The sequence below is a fragment of the Nonomuraea sp. NPDC026600 genome, from assembly GCF_040638335.1.
Lineage (GTDB): Bacteria > Actinomycetota > Actinomycetes > Streptosporangiales > Streptosporangiaceae > Nonomuraea.
Genome location: NZ_JBEZYD010000005.1, coordinates 445,849 through 465,764 on the forward strand (window position 1 = coordinate 445,849; position 19,916 = coordinate 465,764).

General features: G+C 69.8%; 17 protein-coding genes. 11 read left to right on the plus strand and 6 right to left on the minus strand.

Features of this window, described 5'->3' with window-relative positions:
• Positions 1-65 precede the first annotated feature (65 nt).
• Both AB0F17_RS15160 and AB0F17_RS15165 read right to left on the minus strand, forming a co-directional pair.
• Positions 66-2,483: a protein kinase gene (locus tag AB0F17_RS15160; RefSeq protein ID WP_358022070.1), complete on the minus strand. Its 2,418-nt coding sequence runs from the start codon at positions 2,481-2,483 to the stop codon at positions 66-68.
• Positions 2,484-2,569: 86 nt separating this feature from the next.
• Complete coding sequence (locus AB0F17_RS15165; protein ID WP_358022073.1) at positions 2,570-3,208, minus strand: pyridoxamine 5'-phosphate oxidase family protein; 639 nt, start codon at positions 3,206-3,208, stop codon at positions 2,570-2,572.
• Positions 3,209-3,279: 71 nt separating this feature from the next.
• Between AB0F17_RS15165 and AB0F17_RS15170 the strand changes: the two genes are divergently transcribed.
• Both AB0F17_RS15170 and AB0F17_RS15175 read left to right on the plus strand, forming a co-directional pair.
• Entirely contained in the window at positions 3,280-4,695 is a 1,416-nt protein-coding gene (locus tag AB0F17_RS15170; protein WP_358022076.1) for a PLP-dependent aminotransferase family protein, read from the plus strand.
• A 15-nt stretch (positions 4,696-4,710) separates the two neighbouring features.
• Positions 4,711-5,427 carry a hypothetical protein gene (locus AB0F17_RS15175; protein ID WP_358022079.1) on the plus strand — a complete coding sequence of 239 codons (717 nt, stop codon included), beginning with the start codon at positions 4,711-4,713 and terminating at the stop codon, positions 5,425-5,427.
• A 5-nt stretch (positions 5,428-5,432) separates the two neighbouring features.
• Here the strand turns inward: AB0F17_RS15175 and AB0F17_RS15180 are convergent, their stop codons facing one another.
• A complete protein-coding gene (locus AB0F17_RS15180; RefSeq protein WP_358022082.1) occupies positions 5,433-6,569 on the minus strand; it encodes a DegT/DnrJ/EryC1/StrS family aminotransferase in 1,137 nt (378 codons plus the stop codon).
• Positions 6,566-7,648 (minus strand): GNAT family N-acetyltransferase, encoded by a 1,083-nt coding sequence (locus AB0F17_RS15185; RefSeq protein ID WP_358022085.1) that lies wholly within the window; start codon positions 7,646-7,648, stop codon positions 6,566-6,568. Before AB0F17_RS15185 ends, AB0F17_RS15180 begins: the two co-directional genes overlap by 4 nt.
• A gap of 154 nt (positions 7,649-7,802) precedes the next feature.
• On the opposite strand from AB0F17_RS15185, the gene AB0F17_RS15190 reads away from it, so the two are divergent.
• The 9 genes from AB0F17_RS15190 to AB0F17_RS15230 all read left to right on the plus strand — a co-directional run bounded on the left by AB0F17_RS15190 (position 7,803) and on the right by AB0F17_RS15230 (position 17,674).
• A complete protein-coding gene (locus AB0F17_RS15190; protein WP_358022088.1) occupies positions 7,803-8,837 on the plus strand; it encodes a phosphotransferase family protein in 1,035 nt (344 codons plus the stop codon).
• A 35-nt stretch (positions 8,838-8,872) separates the two neighbouring features.
• Entirely contained in the window at positions 8,873-9,622 is a 750-nt protein-coding gene (locus AB0F17_RS15195; RefSeq protein ID WP_358022091.1) for an SDR family NAD(P)-dependent oxidoreductase, read from the plus strand.
• A gap of 172 nt (positions 9,623-9,794) precedes the next feature.
• Positions 9,795-11,102 carry a xylan 1,4-beta-xylosidase gene (locus AB0F17_RS15200; RefSeq protein ID WP_358022094.1) on the plus strand — a complete coding sequence of 436 codons (1,308 nt, stop codon included), beginning with the start codon at positions 9,795-9,797 and terminating at the stop codon, positions 11,100-11,102.
• A 454-nt stretch (positions 11,103-11,556) separates the two neighbouring features.
• The gene (locus AB0F17_RS15205; protein ID WP_358022097.1) at positions 11,557-13,461 is read left to right on the plus strand and encodes an ABC transporter ATP-binding protein; all 1,905 of its coding nucleotides are present in this window, start codon (positions 11,557-11,559) and stop codon (positions 13,459-13,461) included.
• A 219-nt stretch (positions 13,462-13,680) separates the two neighbouring features.
• Positions 13,681-15,024: an ATP-binding protein gene (locus AB0F17_RS15210; RefSeq protein ID WP_358022361.1), complete on the plus strand. Its 1,344-nt coding sequence runs from the start codon at positions 13,681-13,683 to the stop codon at positions 15,022-15,024.
• A 68-nt stretch (positions 15,025-15,092) separates the two neighbouring features.
• Positions 15,093-15,512, plus strand: a complete 420-nt coding sequence (locus tag AB0F17_RS15215) for a roadblock/LC7 domain-containing protein (RefSeq protein ID WP_358022101.1) — start codon at positions 15,093-15,095, stop codon at positions 15,510-15,512.
• Entirely contained in the window at positions 15,509-15,868 is a 360-nt protein-coding gene (locus AB0F17_RS15220) for a DUF742 domain-containing protein (protein ID WP_358022105.1), read from the plus strand. Before AB0F17_RS15215 ends, AB0F17_RS15220 begins: the two co-directional genes overlap by 4 nt.
• 31 nt (positions 15,869-15,899) lie before the next feature.
• A complete protein-coding gene (locus AB0F17_RS15225) occupies positions 15,900-16,457 on the plus strand; it encodes an ATP/GTP-binding protein (protein ID WP_358022108.1) in 558 nt (185 codons plus the stop codon).
• Positions 16,454-17,674, plus strand: a complete 1,221-nt coding sequence (locus AB0F17_RS15230; RefSeq protein ID WP_358022111.1) for a cytochrome P450 — start codon at positions 16,454-16,456, stop codon at positions 17,672-17,674. Before AB0F17_RS15225 ends, AB0F17_RS15230 begins: the two co-directional genes overlap by 4 nt.
• A 57-nt stretch (positions 17,675-17,731) precedes the next feature.
• Here AB0F17_RS15230 and AB0F17_RS15235 read toward each other — a convergent pair whose 3' ends face one another.
• Both AB0F17_RS15235 and AB0F17_RS15240 read right to left on the minus strand, forming a co-directional pair.
• Positions 17,732-19,375 carry an alpha/beta hydrolase gene (locus tag AB0F17_RS15235; RefSeq protein WP_358022114.1) on the minus strand — a complete coding sequence of 548 codons (1,644 nt, stop codon included), beginning with the start codon at positions 19,373-19,375 and terminating at the stop codon, positions 17,732-17,734.
• A 107-nt stretch (positions 19,376-19,482) separates the two neighbouring features.
• Complete coding sequence (locus AB0F17_RS15240) at positions 19,483-19,908, minus strand: nucleoside deaminase (protein WP_358022117.1); 426 nt, start codon at positions 19,906-19,908, stop codon at positions 19,483-19,485.
• Positions 19,909-19,916: the final 8 nt, after the last annotated feature.

Genomic DNA, 19,916 nt, shown 5'->3' on the forward strand with positions numbered 1-19,916 from the left:
CCGTAGCTTAACCAGACGTAACGGCTTTCTCACAGGTTATCTCCAGACAAGTCTAAATCTGGAGGTCAGCCGATGGTTCCGGAATCGTCGGACGGCGGGGACTTGGTGTCAGGGGACGGGGTGTCCGGGGTCTTCGGCTCTTCGGTCTCGGTGTCGTCCTTCGGCGGATCCTTCTGCGGGTCCTCCTCCTCGCAGGCCGCGGTCGTGCCGCCCGAGCTGTCGCCGCCGCCGTCCGCCCTGGGCCGGGTGGCGGCCGTCACGAGCCAGGACGTCCCGCACGGCACCTTGTCGAAGGTGAAGCTCACGGTCCTGGTGTAGGAGGTCTCGCCGGACAGGGCCAGGGCCTCGGTGTGCGCGATGCGGCCGCCGAGGGAGAAGGAGACGCCGAGCCGTACCGGCTGGTCGTTGCCGGTGGTCACCGAGACGACGGCGGTGGCCACGCCGCGCGGGCTGAGCGAGGCCCGCACGATCGACACCTTCCGTACGCTCGGCGGGCAGGTCACCCTGGTCCGGGCGGTGGCCGTCCGGTCGCCCGCGCGGACCACCACCGAGACGGTGGCGTCGCACGGGCGGGACCTGAAGGCGTGGGTGAACGTCCGCGAGTAGGCCGTCTGACCGGACAGGGTGGCCGAGCGGGTGGCGACCTGGTCGCCGTTCAGCGCGAACGCGGCCTCCACGGGGACCTCGGCGGTGCCGCTGGTGGTCACCCTGACCTGGGCCTGAGCCGTACGTCCTGGCGAGGCGGCCAGGTTGAGCGACACCCGCAGGCCCGTCACCCGGGTGGGACAGGGCGGCACGTTCACCGTGGCGGTCCGCGCCCCGCCGGGAGCGGCGGGGGAGGTGGTGACGGTCAGCGTGACGCTCTTGCCGCACGGGCGCTCGTCCATGGTGTAGCTGAGCGAGCGGTCATAGGACCGGCCGCCGGTCAGCCGCAGGGTCTGGCTGTGGACGGGGGCGCCGGCCACGGACCAGGCGGCGGTCGCGGTGACCGGTCCCGTGCCGGTGGTGAGGACGGAGAGCGAGGAGCCGGCCACGTTGTCGTCGCCGACCGTCAGCCCGCCGAGCGTGAGGCCCGCGACCGAGGTCACCGGGGCCGGCGTCACTGTGGGCGTGGTCACGGTGACGACGGGCGTCGGCGTGATGGTCTTGGGCGGCTTGGGGGTGTTGGTAGGAGTCGGCTCAGCGGACTTGGTGACCTTGGGCGTGGGCTTACCGCTCTTGGTGACCTTGGGTGTCGGGGTGGGCGCGGGCTCGGTGGTCGGTGGCGCGGTGGCCGCCACGGGCTCGGCGGTCTCCGGCTCGGGGCTGGTGGGGGTTACGGCGAGCGGGGACGGATCGCCGCTGGGCCGGTCGACCGGGGACTCCTCGGGCGGCTGGGTCACCGCGACCGGCGGGGCCTGCTCGGCGGGGCCCTGCGACTGCGAGGGCCCCACCAGGGCCACGTCTATGGGCGTCGTCCCCCGGTCACGGCTCGACAGTGCGACGATCACGGCGATGGTGGCGACCGCGACCAGCCCCACGCCCGTGCCCAGCCGCACCGAGTTCCGCTTGGCCGTTCGGAGGGTCGTACGGAAGACGGTCTGCGCCAGTGAGGTCGTGACCTGGGCGGGAGGCGGCTGCGGCACGGGCAGGAGCAGGGCGAGCAGGGCCACCAGCCCGGCCAGCCGCCGCCTGCCGCGCTCCTCCCAGTCCTCGCCGTACGCGGCCCGCGCCGCCGCCTCCAGCTCGATGACGAACGCGTCGGCGCTGACGGGCCGGGTGGCCGGGTCCTTGGCCAGCCCGCGCGTGATCAGCTCGCGGACCGGCTCGGGGGCGTCGTGGACCGGGATCGGCGCGTGCATGTGCTGGTAACCGAGCACGCTCGGCTCGGTCGACCGGTACGGCCGGTGCCCGGTCAGGCACTCGAAGAACACCGCCGTCGCCGCGTACACGTCGGTGGCGGGCGAGGCGGGCAGGTTCTCCCACAGCTCGGGCGCCATGTACGGGGGCGTGCCCTCGGGACGCGAGGTGGTCCCCTGGTGGACGGCGATGCCGAAGTCGACCAGCTTGCTGACCCCGTCGTCGCGGACGATCACGTTCTCGGGCTTGTAGTCCTTGTGCACCAGGCCGTGCGAGTGCGCCCTGGCCAGGCCGAGCAGCGAGCCCTTGAGGACGGCCAGGGCCGCCTCCGGCCCCGTCGTCCCGTGCTCGCGCAGCAGCGCCCGCAGGGACACGCCGTTGACCAGCTCCATCACGATGGCCGCGCCGTAGCCGTCCTGGATGTACTCCCACAGGGTGGCGATGTGCTGGTCGCGCAGCGTGGTCAGCAGCCGCGCCTCCGACTGGAACCGGGCGAGGGCCACCGGGTCGCGTCTTAACCTCTCCGAGAGGTACTTGATCGCGACCTTGACGCCGGTCTCATCGTGCACCGCCAGCACGACCCGGCCACTGCCGCCCGCCCCGAGCTGCTTGATTTCCGTATATCCAGGAGCGATCCACTCCATCGCCATCCCCCATCAGGAGTAGGGCCCACCTGATGAGACGCGTGATCAAGGAGAGAAGTTTGCCAGGTGGTTCCTGATTTATGGAACTACTCCCGGCCGCGGATGTGAACAGGTACATCCATACCTTCTGGGAGTTTCGGATCCGGCACGGGCTCTCCCCAGGACGTCACCAGCGGCAGCACCCCCGCCCAGACGGGCAGCGCGTAGTCGTCCTCCTCGTCCATGGGGCCGCCGCGCCGCATCTTCACCGACGCCTCTTCGAGCGACAGGGCCAGCACGGCGGTCGCGGCCAGCTCCTTGGGCGACGGCTTCCTGACGTAGTCCCACTGGCCGGGCGCGAGCTGCTCGGACAGGACGCGGAGCCCGGTCAGCCGCTCCTCCGGGTCCGTCAGCAGCCTGGCGTGGCCGTAGATGATCGCGGAGCGGTAGTTGACGGAGTGGTGGAAGATCGACCGGGCCAGCACGATGCCGTCGACGTGGGTGACGGTGACGCACACCTCCGCGCCGCTGCCCGCGCGCAGCGACCGCGCCCCGGTGGAGCCGTGCAGATAGAGGGTCTCGCCCAGGCGCCCGTATCCGGTCGGCACCACCATGGGGTGGCCGTCGACCACCACACCCAGATGGCAGAACAGGCCGGTGTCGAGCACCTCGTACAGATCGTTCCGGTCGCTGCTGCCACGGTTCTTCTCGCGGCCGAGCGTTGTGCGGGGTGTGGTGGAGAGCATGCCGCCACCGTAATGAGAAAGTGGACATAGCTTGTATGGCCACTAATGCCCGCTTCCCGGAGACCACTTTCGTGCGTACCCTCGTGGACCTGCCCATATCCCTGTCCAGGGAGTCGGCCGTCCCGCTCTCGGCGCAGCTCACCGGCTGGCTGCGCCGGGCCATGCTCGCGGGCACGCTCGCGCCCGGGGAGCGGCTGCCGTCCTCGCGCGGGCTGGCCGGCCAGCTACAGGTGAGCAGGACCGTGGTCACGGAGGCGTACCAGCAGTTGTACGCCGAAGGGTGGCTGGAGGGGCGGCACGGCTCCGGCACGTTCGTGGCCTCGCTGGAGGCGTCGCATCTCGCCGTCGAGGCGCCGCCCGCCCCCGAGCCGCCGCCTCGCCCACCGGCCGAGCGGACGATCGACCTGACCCCCGGCACGCCCTGGGTGCGCGACTACGACCGCGCCGCCTGGAAGCGGGCCTGGCGCAAGGCCGCCGACCTGCCTCCGGGTGACTCCCCGGACCCGTACGGCCTGCCGTACCTGCGCGAACTGCTCGCCGACCACCTGCGGCGGGCCAGGGCCGTGACCGTCGGCCCCGAGAACGTCCTGGTCACCAGGGGCACCGGCAACGGCCTCGACCTGTGCGCGCTGGCCCTGCTCGGCGAGGGCGGCCGGGCGGGCGTCGAGGATCCCGGGTATCACGTGGCGCGCACGGTGTTCGCGGCCAGGGGCGCGAAGGTCGTGCCGTGCCCGGTGGACGAGGACGGCGTGATCGTCGAGGGGCTCCCCGACGACCTCCGCGTCCTCTACACCACGCCCGCCCACCAGTACCCGCTCGGCGGCCGCCTGCCGATCCCGCGCAGGGAACGGCTGCTCGCCTGGGCCAGGAGCACCGGCGCGATCATCGTGGAGGACGACTACGACGCCGAGTTCCGCTACGACGTGGCGCCCTTGCCCGCCCTCTACGGCCTCGACCCGTCGCGCGTCGTCCTGCTCGGCACGCTCTCCAAGACCCTCGCCCCCGACATCGGCGTCGGCTGGCTGGTCGGCTCACCCGAACTGCTCGACCGGATCGCCGCCATCCGCCTCACGCTGTCGGACCGCACCAGCGGCCCGGTCCAGCAGGCCGTCGCGACCCTCCTGGAACGCGGTGACCTGGACCGCCACCTGCGCCGGATGCGCCTGGAGTACGCCCGCAGGCGCGGCGCGATCGTCGAGATCCTCGGCCCGCTCTGCCGCCTGCACGGCGACACGGCGGGCCTGCACCTGCTGGCGGAGCTGCCCCGCGAGACCGTCCCCGCGCTGGTCGCCGCCGCGCGGGAGAAGGGCGTGCTGCTCGACTCCACCGTCCGCCACCACTACGGTTCCGAACGCCTCCACGGCCTGGTGATCGGGTACGGCTCGGCCACGCTGGCCGACGTCAGGCGCGGCTGCCGGATAGTGGCCGGTCTGATGTGCTCAGCCGTGAATGAGTATGTGAGCGGTGATGCCGAGCCTCCCTCCTGAGCCAGAGTGGAAGGCATGAAATGGTGGTTACTTCTGGCCTCGGTCATCGGCACCCTGATCACCGCCTGGCTGATCCTCTACGCGGGGGTGCGGCTGTCGACGCTGCTCTCCCTCGGCCTGGGCGCCATCAGCCTCATCTGGCTGGTCGTCCTCCTCACCGTCCCGTGGAACCTGTACTTCGCCGCCCGCCGGGTCGCGCAGGACATCCCCGAGTCGCGTGAGCGTGGCATCGAGGTGCCGCAGGGCCGCGAGGACGAGGCGCGCGACATCGCCCGGCGGATGGTCAGGCTCGCGATCGCCGGGCACATCGTGTCGGCGGCCGTGCTGGTGGGCATCACGTTCTTCTCCGGCGCGCAGGTGGGCTACTACTTCGCGGCCTTCTACCTGCTCGCCACCTGTTTCCGCCCGGTGGGCGCGTACCTGTCGCACCTTCGCCGGCGGGTCACGACGCTGGCCGAGGAGGTCCGCTACCCGCGCAGGGACGTCGTCTCGCTGGCCGCTTTGGCCGACGCGCTCCACCTCAGGACCGACGAGCTGGGCAAGGACCTCGAACGCCTGCGCGAGGAGATGGCCGCCACGCGGTACGCCCTGGAGACGGCCGACCACGACCTCAACCGGCGCATGACCGGCATGACCCGCCGCTTCGACGAGACGGTGGACGGGCTCGGCGACAACCAAGAGGTGATCTCCGGGCTCAAGGCCTTCCTCCGCCTGATCCGCGCCGAGGCGTAGCCGTCTCAGGCGGGCTGGAGCTCGCGCAGGATCGGCAGGGAGCGGTCGGCGTACACCGGATCGACGGGCAGGGCGTGGCGGGCCCACCAGCGGGCCGGGGCCGGATCGGGGGAGGGGTCGGTGAAGGCGGCCGCGTAGTCGTCGTACGGCGGGTCGTAGAGGTAACCCGTCACCACTCCGCGCCGCTCCAGCGCGGCGATCGCCGCGTCCCGGTCGCGCACCAGCAGCGGCACCCGGAACAGCGGCTGGTCGACATGATCTCGTACGCCCTGCGCCACCGAGGGCAGCTCCGCCAGCCGGCGGACGCCCGCCACCCGGCGGGCCCGCTCCCCGGGCACCTTGGCCAGCCGCCTCGACTGGTACCAGCGGGCCAGCGCCCCTCGCCGGGCACGGTAGTCGTGCAGGTCGGCACGGACCCACGGATCGAACGGCGGCAGCGACGGCACCTGCTTCATGGCCACTTCGAGCTCGTCGGGCCGCAGCGGGATCCGGTAGCCCTCGCGTGACTCCTCCATGCCCAGCAGGCGCGAGAGCCGGAGCGCGGGCCGGACCAGGTCGAGCCGGAGCGCGGCCTGGCGGGCCATCGAGCTGGCCACGGCCAGCAGCTCGGCGCGGAAGGCGCCCGGCTCCAGCAGCGCGTCGCGGGCCTGTGCGAGGGCACGCAGGTCTTCCAGGCGCTCCACCGCGAGGACGCCGCCCGACCCGGCGCCCGGGTGCTTGGAGAGGCTGAACACCCCGGCCTGGCCGAACGTGCCCAACGGCCGGCCGCCGACGGTGGTCTCCATCGCGTGGGCGACATCTTCGATCAGGATTTTTCCGGTGAAGGCGGAAACGGCGTCCGGCAGGCCGTACAGGTTGGTGGTCAGGACGGCGTCCACCTGGCCGAGGTTCACGCGGGAGGCGTCGATGTTGCCGTCGCGGCGCGACAGCGGCGCGATCACCGGGCGCAGGCCCGCCGCCAGCACCAGGAAGAGGATCTCGTCGGCGGAGATCGGTGACATGAGCAGCCGCTGGCCCGGCGTGCACCAGTGACGCAGCGCGAGGTAGAGGCCGAGGCGGTTCGACGGGAGCAGCAGGCAGTGGCGGCCGGTGCGCTCGGCGATCCTCTTCACGACCGGCTCGGTCGTGGCTCGTTCGGTCACGACTGGAGCGCCGTGCGGAGTCGGCCGAACGTCTTCAGCGCCCGGTCGGCCGTCTTGTGCAGCAGCGGGTTGGCCAGCACGGTGGCCCGGGTCTTGCGCAGGGGCACCCGCACCAGCCAGTGGACCGCCGAAGCGGCGCCGATCGTGGCGACCCGGCCCTCGGCCACCTGGAACTCGCCGTTCTTCAACTTCTCTTTGTACTCCTTCTCGCCCCGGCCCATGTCGATCACCTGGATGCCGGACCCGGCGGCCTGCTCGGCCATCGCGAGATGGTGGATGAGGCCGGGGGAGTATTTGGCGTATTGCGTGTCGTACGCCGGGAACCAACCCGCGAGCGTGGTGCGCGTGCGCAGACCGAAATGGCCGGCCATCGGCAGGTCGTTCACGTAGATCATGTCGAGCACCCCGGCGAAGCCCTCGGTCTGCGTGGCCAGCAGCCGCTCGACCAGCTCGACGATCCACTGGTGCGCGAACCGGTCGGTGCGCCCCGTACGCCGGTACTGGTCGGTCTTCCAGCCGAGCAGCGTGTGCAGCGGCGCCGGGTCGGTGGTCGCGTACTCGTGCCGGACCGGCCCGATGTCACGCTGGAGCTTGCGCGACTTGGCCAGGGTCGTCTTGTACGTCTTGCCGGAGTGCAGCCGCAGATACTCGGTGTAGCGGTCGTGCCCCTCACGCAGGTCGATGATCGGCGACGGGTGGCGCTCATGCCGCTCGGCGATCAGCGGCTGGCCCGCGACCAGGTGGTCGAACTCGAAGACCGACAGCCCGCACTGCTTGATCAAGCGGCGCGGGTCGATCTCGAGGTCCTTGGCGTGGACTAACCCCTGCGCGTCGGTGAGCCCGGCGGCCACCGGCTTGCCGATGCCCATGGGGTGACGTTCGAACGGGAAGAAGCCCACGATGTCGGGCCCGTCGTAGAGCACGGCGACGCGGACCATGTCTCGTAGCTCACCGACCGTGATCGTGAACTCTGGAGACAGGAACGGGTTGTCGAAGGCCGCGTGTCCCTCCTGGAGAGTCCGCCATCGACTCAGCTCAGGTGCTCCCAGCTCGCGAGGGTGAGCAAGTGTGACGCGCATGGGCTCCTACTGTCGGCATACCTTCAGTTAGCTTGGAGGTAGCTGTTGTACAGCCAGGGTAAGTGGTCTTACATGATGGTCGTCTGCGCAGGTCCGGAACGTTACATAACTCTCAGCTAGCCTTCAGGACCGAGTGACGTTCTAATGTGTGTCCATGACCGTACCTGGGATTGACTGGCCTCGGCTGACCGGCTGGATGGGCGACAACGTGCCCGACGCGGGCGAGCCCCTGTCTGTCTCGCTGATATCCGGCGGCAAGTCTAACCTGACGTACCTCATCGAGACCCGTGAGCGCCGCGTGGTGCTGCGCCGTCCGCCGCTCGGCCACGTGCTGCCCACCGCGCACGACATGCGGCGCGAGTGGCGGGTCATCTCCGCGCTCGCCACGACGCCGGTTCCGGTGCCGGAGCCGGTCGCGTTCTGCGCCGACGAGGAGGTCATCGGAGCGCCGTTCTACCTGATGGGCCACGTGGACGGGCTGGCCGCCAGGACCCGCGAGCAGCTCGGCGCGCCCTCGCCGGCCGAGACGCGCCGGCTGGCCGAACGGCTCGCCGAGGTGCTGGCCGCCATCCACGCCGTCGACTACCGGGAGGTCGGGCTCGGCGACTTCGGCCGCCCGGACGGCTACCTGGCCAGGCAGCTCGCCCGGTGGTGCCAGCAGTGGGACCGCTCGAAGACCGCCGACCTGCCGGAGTACGACCGCCTGGTCAAGCGGCTGGGCGAGCGCATGCCGGCCCGCTCCGCCAGCACGCTCGTGCACGGTGACTACCGGCTCGACAACACGCTCGTACGGCTGGCGCCCGGTCCGCCCGAAATCCTGGCCGTGGTCGACTGGGAGATGTCCACTCTCGGCGACCCGCTGGCCGATCTGGGGCTCACACTCACCTACTGGCAGGACTCCGGCGACGAGGAGCGGGCCGGGATCCCGGTGGCGGGCGACGTGACGATCGCCCCGGGCTTCCTGAACGCCGCCGAGTTCGCCGCCCACTACACGAAGGTCTCCGGCCGCGACATCTCCGACCTTCCGTTCTACGTGGCGTTCGGGAACTTCAAGCTCGCGGTCATAGTGGAAGGTATCCACGCCCGTTTCCGGCAGGGCAAGACCGTGGGTGACGGCTTCGAGAACATCGGCTCCGCCGTACCCACCCTCATCGCCCGCGCGCACCGCCTGCTGGACCAGCCGTCGTAAGAGCCTTTGGGCGTTGAGCAATAGAGGGAGCGCACATGAGCACTGTGGCACTGATCACCGGAGCGGCGAGCGGCATCGGGGCCGCGGTGGCACGGCGGCTGTCGGCGGGCGGGGCCAAGTGCGTCATCCTCGACCTCGACGCCGAAGGCGCCGAGCGCCTCGCCAAGGAGGTCGGCGGCGTGTGGCTGGCCGGTGACGTCAGCACCGAGGAGGCCTCGCGGCAGGCCGTCGCGCTCGCCGAGGACACCTACGGCCGACTCGACCTGGTGCACCTCAACGCGGGGATCTCGGGCGGGGTGGACCTGGCGGAGTTCGACGTCGAGCGATACCGCAAGGTCGTCGGGGTGAACGTGGACGGCGTGGTCTTCGGCGTCGCCGCCTGCCTGCCGCTGCTCAGGCGCTCGGGCGGTGGCGCGATCGTGGTCACCTCGTCGCTGGCCGGGCTCGTCGGCTTCGGCGGCGACCCGATCTACACGATGACCAAGCACGCCGTGGTCGGGCTCGTCAGGGCGCTGGCCGGGCCGCTGGCCAAGGAGGGGATCAGGATCGGCGCCGTGTGCCCGGGGTTCACGGACACGCCACTGGTGGCGGGGGCGCGGGAGATGTTCGTCAACGCCGGCTTCCCGTTGCTGAGTGCCGCCGACGTCGCCGCGGCCGTCGAAAGCGCCTTCTACGCCGACGAGCCGGGCACGCTGCTCATCGTGCAACCGGGCAGGCAGCCGGTAGCGTACCGTTATGCGGGCGTTCCAGGTCCGGCCGGAGGTCAGCGCCCGCCGACGTCTTGATCGACCGCAAGTCCCTTGCAAGTACTGACATATACCGTGAGAAGGGCTGGGAGAGATGTCCCGGCCCTTGTCCACGCGCGAGGGTGGAGGCTCCGTGATACCCACCGATGGCAAACACGCACGTCGACGGCCACCATGGCCGATCGCGTTAGGCGTTGGAATCCTCGCGATAGTGCTCGTCGCGGGGATCATGGTGTACGCGGGCACGCGGAGCGGCCCTCGCGACGAGTACAAGGGCGGTGAGGTCGCCCAGGTCCAGCCGAGCGAGCCGGCGCCGACGCTGCCGCCGCCGCCCACCCTGGACGACTGGCCGCGCTGGGGCGTCACCCACACCCAGTACAGCGCCGACAACTCGCCCCGCGAGATCACCGAGCAGGCCAAGGGCATCCTCGGCCGGGTCCCCATGCTGCAGAACCAGCACATCATGGGCTGGGGCGTGGGCAATCCGGAGCCGAGCCCCGGACAGTTCAACTTACGAGATCTCGACCGGCGGCTGAAGCTCATGGCCTCATCGCGGGCCGTTCCGATCATCACGCTGTGCTGCGCGCCTGACTGGATGAAGGGCGGGCAGGCCGGCCGTACGGACTGGTCCAAGAACCACACGGTCGCCCCCAAGCCCGAGCACTTCGACGACTACGCCAAGCTCGCCGTGAAGATCGCCAAACAGTATCCGACGGTCAAGTACTTCATGGTGTGGAACGAGTTCAAGGGCTTCTGGAACCCGGCCACGAACCGCTGGGACGCCGAGGGCTACACGGAGCTGTACAACAAGGTCTATACGGCGCTGAAGAAGGTGAACAGCGACATCCAGGTGGGCGGTCCGTACATCCCGGTCGAGACCAACTCCGGCAAGTCCCCCTCGGAGCTCAGCGGCCCGTGGGGCACGGTCGACCAGCGCGCGCTGGACGCGATCGAGTACTGGATCGAGCACAAGAAGGGCGCCGACTTCATCGTCGTCGACGGTGCCTCGATGACCAACGACAAGGCCAACCTCCCGGACGACTTCGCCGCCCAGGCCAAGTTCGGCGCGGTCACCACCTGGCTCAAGCAGAAGAGCAACGACATGCCGGTGTGGTGGGCGGAGTGGTACGTCGAGCCCACCAACTCCGGCTGGACCGAGGACAAGCGCATCGCCGTACAGGCCACGACGCTGATGGAGTTCGCCAGGAGCGGCGTGACGTCGGCGCTCTACTGGAACCCGGAGCAGAAGGACGGGACGCAGTGCCCCGGCTGCCTCTGGTCGTCCGGAACGGGCCAGGAACTGCCTATGGCGGGGCTGCTGAGCGGGTTCACCAAGTGGTTCCCCGCCGGGGCGCAACTGGAGGCGGTGACCACCTCCGACCCGCGGATCAAGGTGCTGGGGCAGGAACGGCAGGTCGTCATGGTGAACACGGCCGCCACGAGCGTCACCGCCACCGTGGACGGCAAGCGGGTGACCCTGAAGCCGTACGAGATCCAGTGGGCGGGCCGCGGGACCTGACGCGTCTCTGAAACCCTCGCAGGCCCTCGATCGGATGCCGGTCGGGGGCCTGTTCGCGTGTCCGGATCTTGGCTGGAGCGCCGCGCTTCGCCATTCTTCGAACCAATATTTGCCATCGCCCGGAATTCCATTGCCGAAGGTGGCTTGCGCCGTTCGGAAAGACATCGAGGTGAATTGCTACTTCGGTGATCATCGATGCATCCGCTTGGGTTTGCCCAGGCTCCAGCGGGGCTCAGGTATCGCGCTCGATGTAAGCGCTTTATCGGCCATTTACCTCTGGCCCGCCTACATTCCTTTCCCGCGATGATCGTCAAATTGCCCCCAAATATCCCTCCAACCCCTGTTTTCTCACCTTTTGGGTGCTAGCGTCCTATTTTGAAAGCCGAAATGGTGCTAGTGCACAGGGGGGAATCATGGTTCTCGGTAAGCTCTTCCCGGCTCACCGCACTGACTGGTGGGGCTGGCGTCGTCGCGGCGGTTGCGGTCGTCGTCGCTGGGGTGGATGCGGCGGCGGCTGCGGCGGCGGCGGCTGGGGCGGCGGCTGGCGCAGGCGGTGGTGGTGGTAGCAGAGGTGCCACCTGAGAGCCGCCGGGTCTCCCAGCGGCTCTCACTCACCGCTCAGCCTCTGGCGCCGACGGTGTCCATCCGGAACACATTCCGGGCCTTCTGGCCGGACACGCGCGGCGTCAGGCGGCTGTTCGTGGCCGGGATCGTCTTCTCGATCCTGGCCGCTCTTTGTGAGGTCGCCGCCATCGGCCTGTTCGGCTTCATCACCGACCGGGTCCTCAGCGAGCGGGATCTGGGAGCTTTCTGGGCTCCCGCCGCCACCTGGCTCGGCCTGGCCGTTGTGGCCGGTCTCGTCTCCTTCGCCGGCGCGTACGTCACCGCCGCGGGCGCGGAACGCTTTCTCCTCAAGCTCCGCGACCGCGTCTTCGGCCACGTTCAGACCCTCACACCCGATTTCTTCGAGAACCGCCGCCTCGGCGACCTGATGGCCAGGCTCACCGACGACATCGAGTCCATCGAGGAACTGGTCGGCTCGGGCCTGGTCAAGGTGTTCACCACGGTGGCTAGCGTGATCTTCTTCGCCGGAGCGGCGTTCGTCATCCGATGGGACCTGGCGCTGGTCACGTTCGCGCTGATCCCCGCGTTCCTGGTGGTCTCCAAGCTCTTCGCGTCCCGGTTCAGGAACGCCGCCGCCCGCGAGCGCACCAGCAACGGCACCATGAACAGCGTCATCGAGGAGAGCCTGTCCAACCAATCGCTCGTCCAGGCCTTCAACCAGCAGCACACCGAGGCCAGGCACCTGCACCGCGAAGGCCGCACCTGGCTCCGCGCGAACCTGTCCCAAGCCTGGCTCTCCGGCCTCTACGGCCCGTCCGTACAGGTCCTCGAGACCATCTGCCTGATCGTCATCCTGGGCTTCGGCGCCTGGGAGATCGCCCAAGGCCGCCTCACTCTGGGTGGCCTGCTCGCCTTCGCCGCCTATCTCGCGTATCTGTACCCCGCCGTCCAGGGCCTGGGCGAACTCGCCCTGACCGTCTCGCAGGCCGCCGCCGGTTCGGACCGCGTCCTGGAGGTCCTGTCCGTACGCCCGGCCGTCGTCGACCGCCCCACCGCCGTAGCGGTTCGGGGGCGCAGCAAGGGCCGGATCGAGTTCTCGCGAGTCGGCTTCACCTATCCCAAGCGGATCCGGGCGACCCTGCGCGAGCTGTCGTTCGTGATCGAACCGGGGGAGCTCGTCGTCTGCACCGGACCCAGCGGCGCCGGCAAGTCCACGCTGGCCAAGCTGCTCCTGCGCTTCTACGACCCGAACATCGGCCGCATCCTTCTGGACGGCGTAGACCTGCGCGACCTGACCCGATCGTCCTTGCGCGACAGCATCACCCTCCTGCACCAGGAGAACCTCCTGTTCTCCGGCACGGTCCGTGACAACATCACCTACGGCTCCCCGGACGCCGGCGACGCCGCCGTGGTGCAGGCCGCCGAACTGGCCGACGTGCACGACTTCATCCAGACATTGCCTCAGAAGTACGACACGCCGATCGGCCAGCGAGGTCGCCTCATGTCAGGCGGCCAACGCCAGCGCCTCGCCATCGCCCGCGCGATCCTGCGCGACGCGCCCGTCCTGGTGCTGGACGAGCCGATGACCGGCTTGGACGTGGCCACGGCCGAGCGGGTGATGGAGCCGCTGCGCCGCCTGATGGAGGGGCGGACCACGCTGCTCATCACCCACGACCTCCGGCACGTCCCGGAGGGGGTACGCCGGATCGACCTGGAACCGGTACGACGCTCGGACCGAATCCGGCTCAGGCCGAAGCGGCATGATCTCGGGGTGCATGGCCAGCGCGCCACTTGAGAATGGCGAGTGCGCCTTCCAGCGTGCGTGGCGCGCCGTCCGTCGGCATTTGTTAGTGGACCTACCAGCAAGAACAGCAGCAATTGGTGACCAACCGCCCACACAAAGCGAAGATTCCACTACAATCCGACGAAGATCTTTCAGGTTCTACGTTTCCGACCTCCGACGAGGAACCGCTTGATGCCAGCTCACATACCTGTTCACCGTCGGGCCTTGCTCGTGCCGCTGGCCGCCGCGATCGTCGCCGGCACCGCGTGCGTGTGGGCGGTGGCCGAGGCGCCGGTCGAGGGGCGGACCCTCATGGCCTGGTGCCTGGGGATAGCCGCCGTCCTGCTGTGCGCCGCGATCTCGTTCGGCCTGTACGGCCGGCAGCAGACACAGCAGCTCCGCGACCGTCTCCAGGCGATGGACGCCGACATCGCCCAGCTCGCCGACCAGACGCTGCCCGCGCTGGTGAAGAGGCTGCGCGACGGGGCGTCGGTCGACACCGCGCTCGCCGAGGTGCACAGGCCCGTCGATCTGGCCCAGCAGCGCATCCTGTGGACGCTGGCGCAGGAGGTCGGCAGGGGTGACCGCATGCGCGCGGCCGCCATGTCGGCCTGTGCGAATGCCGCGGGCCGGGTTCAGGCACTGGCGACCAGCATGCTGGCCGATCTGCGGGAGATGGAGGACCGGCACGAAGAGAAGGTCCTCGGCGACCTGCTGAGGCTGGACCACAGCACCGCGCAGGCGGGCCGGCTGGCCGACAGCATCGCCGTGCTGACCGGCGCGCGGTCCGGCCGGCGCTGGACCAAGCCGATCGTGATGGAGAGCATCATGCGCGGCGCGGTGGGCCGGATCAACGCCTACCAGCGGGTCCGGGTGCACTCGGCCAGCACCGTCGCGATCGCCGGGCACGCCGCCGAAGGCGTCATGCACGCCCTCGCGGAGCTGATGGACAACGCCACCAGCTTCTCGCCTCCCTCCGAGGAGGTACACGTGTACGTGGAAGAGGTGAGCACGGGCGTCGTGATCACCATCGAGGACTGCGGTCTCGTCATGAGCGCCGCCGCGCTGGCCCGCGCCCGGCAGGCCGTCTCGTCCGAGCCGCTGGACCTGACGACGCTGTCCGGTACGCGCCTGGGCCTGGCCGTGGTGGGCTGCCTGGCCCGCAAGCACGACTTGACCGTCTCCTTCAGGCCGTCCTCACGCGGGGGCACCGGAGTGGTGGTCATGATCCCGCAGAAACTGGTCACACAGCCTCCGCCGCCCCCCGCGCCGGACCCGCCGCGTCCGCCGAGCATTCCGGCCGCCCGCCGGGCCACCTCCGTGGCCGCCCCGGCGCCCGCGGAGCGCGTCGCGGACGGCGATCTGCCCAGGCGCCGGCGCGGCCAGACGCTCGCGGCGGCGACGTCCACGACGTCCGCGCCCGAGACCACGACTCCGGCGAGGGCGAGGCCCAAGCCGTCCCTCGCCGACGCCGGAGCGAGATTCAGCGCTTTCCGCCAGGCCAGCCGGGGAACCGCCGGCGGCGCAACACCTGCCGACACACCTGATGTCAGCGCAGAGGACGACACCCTGTGACCGACCAACAGATTGGAGGGAGGGCTGTCCGTCCGGTGTCGACGCCGGATGACCGTCCCAGAATCTCGATGAGAACCTCAGATCGCGACCTCGCCTGGCTGCTGGAGAACCTCTTGGAGAGGACGCCGCAGACCCGGCACGCCCTGGTGCTGTCGAAGGACGGCCTCAAGCTCTCCCACACCCACGCGCTTTCGGTGGACCGGGCCGATCAACTGGCCGCCATCGCCTCGGGTATCCAGAGCCTCGCCCACGGCGCGTCCATGGAGTTCGGCGACGGTTCCGGCGGACTGCGGCAGTCCATGACGGAGTTCCACGGCGGGCTGCTGTTCATCGTGGAGGCGGGAGAGGGCGCCCATCTCGCCGTCGTGGCCGGCGATGACGCCGACCCCGGCATCATCGGTCACAACATGAACGAACTGGTCGAGCAGATCGGGGAATACCTGACCGCCCCGCCGCGCGAACCTCAGCAGAGCAGCCGGGCTCTATGATCTCGCGGCGAGTGGCGAGCGAGAACCCGGACCGGCTGTACACGGTCACCGGGGGACGCAGCCACACGGACGAGAGCGCCATGGACATGGTCACCTTGATCGTGAGCGAATGCGATCCGACCCCGGGCATGCAGTCCGAGCACGTCAAGATCCTCCAGATGTGCCGCCAGCCGATGGCGGTCGTCGAGGTCTCCTCGGAGCTGAGACTGCCGATCAGCGTCGTACGGATCCTGCTGTGCGACCTGCTCGACACCGGACGCATCACCGCCCGCCATCCGCCCAAGGCTCCCGCCAAGGCGCAACTGCCCGATCCCGAAATCCTGGAGCAGGTGCTAGTTGGACTTCAGAACCTCTGACCCACTCGTCCGCACACCGCTGCGGAACACGATGACCACCGGACTCAAGATCGTGGTCGTCGGCGGGTTCGGCGTGGGCAAGACGACCATGGTCCGCTCGGTCAGCGAGATCCGGCCGCTGAGCACCGAGGAGACGATGACCCAGGCAGGCATGGGGATCGACGACGCGAGCGGCGTACAGACCAAGTCCACGACCACGGTGGCCTTCGACTTCGGCCGCATCAGCCTGAACGAGCAGATGGTGCTGTACCTGTTCGGGGCCCCGGGTCAGGAACGGTTCTGGTTCCTGTGGGACCGGCTGTTCTCGGGGACGCTGGGGGCGGTGGTCCTGGTGGACGTCCGCCGCCTGGCCGATTCGTGGTACGCCATCGACCGGCTCGAACACCACGGAATGCCGTTCATCGTCGCGCGCAACAACTTCGACGAGCCGACCCATCCCCTGGAACGGATCCGGGAGGCACTGGACCTGTCCGACGACGTTCCGCTGATCGACTGCGACGCCCGCCAGCGTGACTCCAGCAAGGCCGTGCTGATCGCCCTCGTGAACCACCTCCACGCGATGTCCTCCGCCCAGGGGGTTACCCGATGACCTACATCCCCGAGCCCGTGGCGATGTACGGCCCCCGCTTCCAGGAGGATCCGGACCGGCTGTACCGGGACATGAGGAAGGAGTACGGGCCGGTCGTCCCGGTCCTGCTCGAAGGCGACATCTTCGCCTGGCTGGTGATCGGCTACCGCGAGCTCCGCTACGTCCTCAGCAATCCGCAGCTCTTCGCCCGCGACTCCCGCCGGTGGAACGCCTGGGATCGCATCCCGCCGGACTGGCCGCTGATGGCGTTCGTCGGCTACCAGCCGTCCATTCTGTTCACCGAAGGCGCCGAGCATCAGCGGCGGGCCGGCGCCATCGGCGACGCCCTCGCCGCCGTCGACCAGTTCGAGCTGAGAACCAGGACCGAGAGAGCCGCCGACGGCCTGATCGACGCGTTCACCGGCCACGGCCGGGCCGACCTGATCGCCCAGTACGCCCAGCCGATGCCGCTGCTGTCCATCTCCACGCTGTTCGGCCTGCCGGACGCCGAGACGCCACGCCTGGTGGCGGACGTGACCGAGTTGCTGAACACCGGCCCGGGCGTCGTGGAGGCGCATCAGCGAGTCCAGGCCACGATGCAGCGCCTGCTCGACAGCAAGCGCGAGCGTCCCGGTCCGGACCTGCCCTCACGCCTGATGGCCCATCCCGCGGGGCTCACCGACGAAGAGCTCATCCAGGACCTGGTCGTGCTGCTGAGCGGGGGCCAGGAACCGACCGCCAACTGGATCGGCAACACCCTGCGGTTGATGCTGACCGACGAACGGTTCGCCGTGACCCTGTCGGGCGGCCGCCGCAGTGCCGGCCAGGCGCTGAACGAGGTCATGTGGGAGGAGTCGCCCGCCCAGAACAGCCTGGGCCGCTGGGCGGTTCATGACACCCAGCTCGGCGGGCAGCGCATCCGGGCCGGCGACGCGCTCGTCATCGGCCTCGCCGGCGCGAACGCCGATCCGCAGGTACGGCCGGACTCCTACGGCGGCTCCGCCGGCAACCACGCGCACATGTCCTTCGGCCACGGCGAGCACGGCTGCCCGCACCCGGCGCCGGAACTCGCCGAGGTCATCGCCTACACGGCCGTCGAGGTGCTCCTGGACCGGCTCCCGGACCTGGGGCTGTCGGTGCCCGCCGACGACCTCGTCTGGCGGACGTCCTTCCGGCTGCGCGCCCTGTCGGCCCTGCCGGTCGAGTTCTCGCCCGGCTACGCCAGGGGATTGGGCTAGAAGTGCCGGTTGTGCGTCCCCGGTACGTCAGGGGACGCACAACCGGTCAGCTCGACGTCAGTGGACCGGGCGGCCCGTGATGGACAGCGGGGAGTCCTGCGTGGACAGTGTCGTCGCGGGCGGTTCCGTCGGGAACTGGGTGGGACAGTGCGTCCCCGCCGCGGGCAGCGTGCGGTTGATCAGGTACTTCTCGATGTAGTCGCGCGCACAGGTGCTGTTGCGGAACTGGCCGTGGCCGACGCCGTCGTACTCCAGGACGACCGAGCGCGGGATCTGCCGGGCGGCGGCGTAGTTCCAGGCAGCGGGGGTGGCCACGTCGTCACGCGCCTTGATGACCAGGGTCGGCGGAGTGCCGCTGATCTTGAGGCGGTGCTGCGGGTTGGACGTCTTGCCCTGCCAGTTGAGGCAGGTCGTGACATCGCTCCAGAACGGGGACAGCTCGGTGTGCGGGGCGACGGCCTTGAGGCGACGCTTGTAGCGGTCGAGCTCGGCGAAGCTCTTGACGTTCCACTTCCAGTCGGAGCACCAGATGGCCGGGTAGGCGTAGTTGACGCCCTCGGCGGCCGACGTCGAAGCCGAGGCGGCGGCCCTGGCCGTGGTCTTCGCGTCCCCTGACGCGGAAGCCGAAGCGGATGCGGACGGCGACGGCGACGGCGATGCCGACGGCTTGTCGGCGGCCTTCTCGGCCGCCTGGCCGGCCGCCAGTGCCTTCAGCCGGTCGGCCAGCGGGAAGAAGCCCGCCGACGGCTTGTACATCGGCTCGAACACCTCGATCCGGACCTCCTCGTCCGACAGCACGGCGCCGGTCTCCGGGTCCTTCAGGGTGCCCGCCCTGGCCCTGGCCAGCAGGTCGTCCAGGACCGCGGAGACGTCCTGGCCGTGCAGCGCGCAGGCGGCGGTCTCGCCGCACCACTTCGCGAACGCCAGGAACGAGCCCTCGAGGTCGTCGGTGGTGGTCTTCATGTACTGGTAGGCCGAGGTGATGCTGTGGTCCATGTTGGAGTCGATGGCCATCGCGCGCAGGTTCTTCGGGAACAGCTCGGAGTACTGCTGGCCGACCTGCGTGCCGTACGAGATCGCGAAGAAGCTGATCTGGCGCTCGCCGAGCGCCGCCCGGATCGAGTCCACGTCGCGCGCCACGCTGGTGGTGTCGACATGGTCGAACAGCGGGCCGGTGCGCTCGCGGCAGTCCTTCGACAGCTTGGCGTTGAAGGCCAGCAGGTTCTGGTAGTCGGCCTCGCTGGCCGGGTAGGTCAGCGGCGTCTCGTCGACCACGTCCTCGCCGCACAGGATGGGCGTGCTGCGGCCGACGCCGCGGGGGTCCACGCTGACGATGTCGAAGTACTGGCGCAGCGGGCTGTCGTCCGGGATGCCGCGGCCCATGATGTAGGAGTTGAGGCCGGAACCACCGGGACCACCCGGGTGCACGAACAGCACGCCCTGCCGCTTGGCCGGGTCGAGCGCCGTCAACCGGCCGATGGCCAGGTCGATCGTCGGGCCGCCGGGCTTCGCGTAGTCCAGCGGCACCTTGATGGTCGCGCACTCACCCTTGTACGTGGTGCCGCATTCCGCCCAGCCGATCGCCGTGGGCACCGCCTCCAGCCGCTCGGCCGAAGCGGCTGACTGGGCTGATGCCACCCCGGCGAGCTGGGACAGGAGTGCGGCACCGGCCAGTGCCGCGGTGAACAACCGTAACCTCACTATCGGTCCTTCCTGATGCGTCGATGTGTTCCCATCGATCATCCTGGCGGCCGACAGTGAGGTTTGCGTGGTTTTACTGAGGTTGTTGGTAAAAGGCCAGGGTTGGACTAGACGTAATACCCCTCGACCGGCACCCGCGCCTCGTCGTACAGCGCCGGTCCGTCGAGCCGCGCCCCGGCGTTCTCGGCGGCCGGCTTGAGCCCGCTGAGCTGCTCGCTGGACAGCGCGAACACCACCCGCCCGAGCCCCGACCGCTCGATGGCGGCCGAGCACATGCCACAGGGCTGGCAACTGGTGTACATGATGGTGGCGGCCGCGGCCTCGGGGGTGAGCTCGCGGGCCGCCCAGCGGGCCAGCTTCAGCTCGGGGTGCGCGGTGATGTCGGCGTCGCTGATGGAGGTGTTCGTGTCCTCCGCGAGCACGTCGCCGTCCGGCCCCACCAGGAGCGACCCGAACGGCGGGTTGCCCCCCGTCCGGGCCTTGGCGGCCAGCCCGATGGCCCTGCGCAGAAACTGCTCGTCGTCGTACGTCATGATCGCTC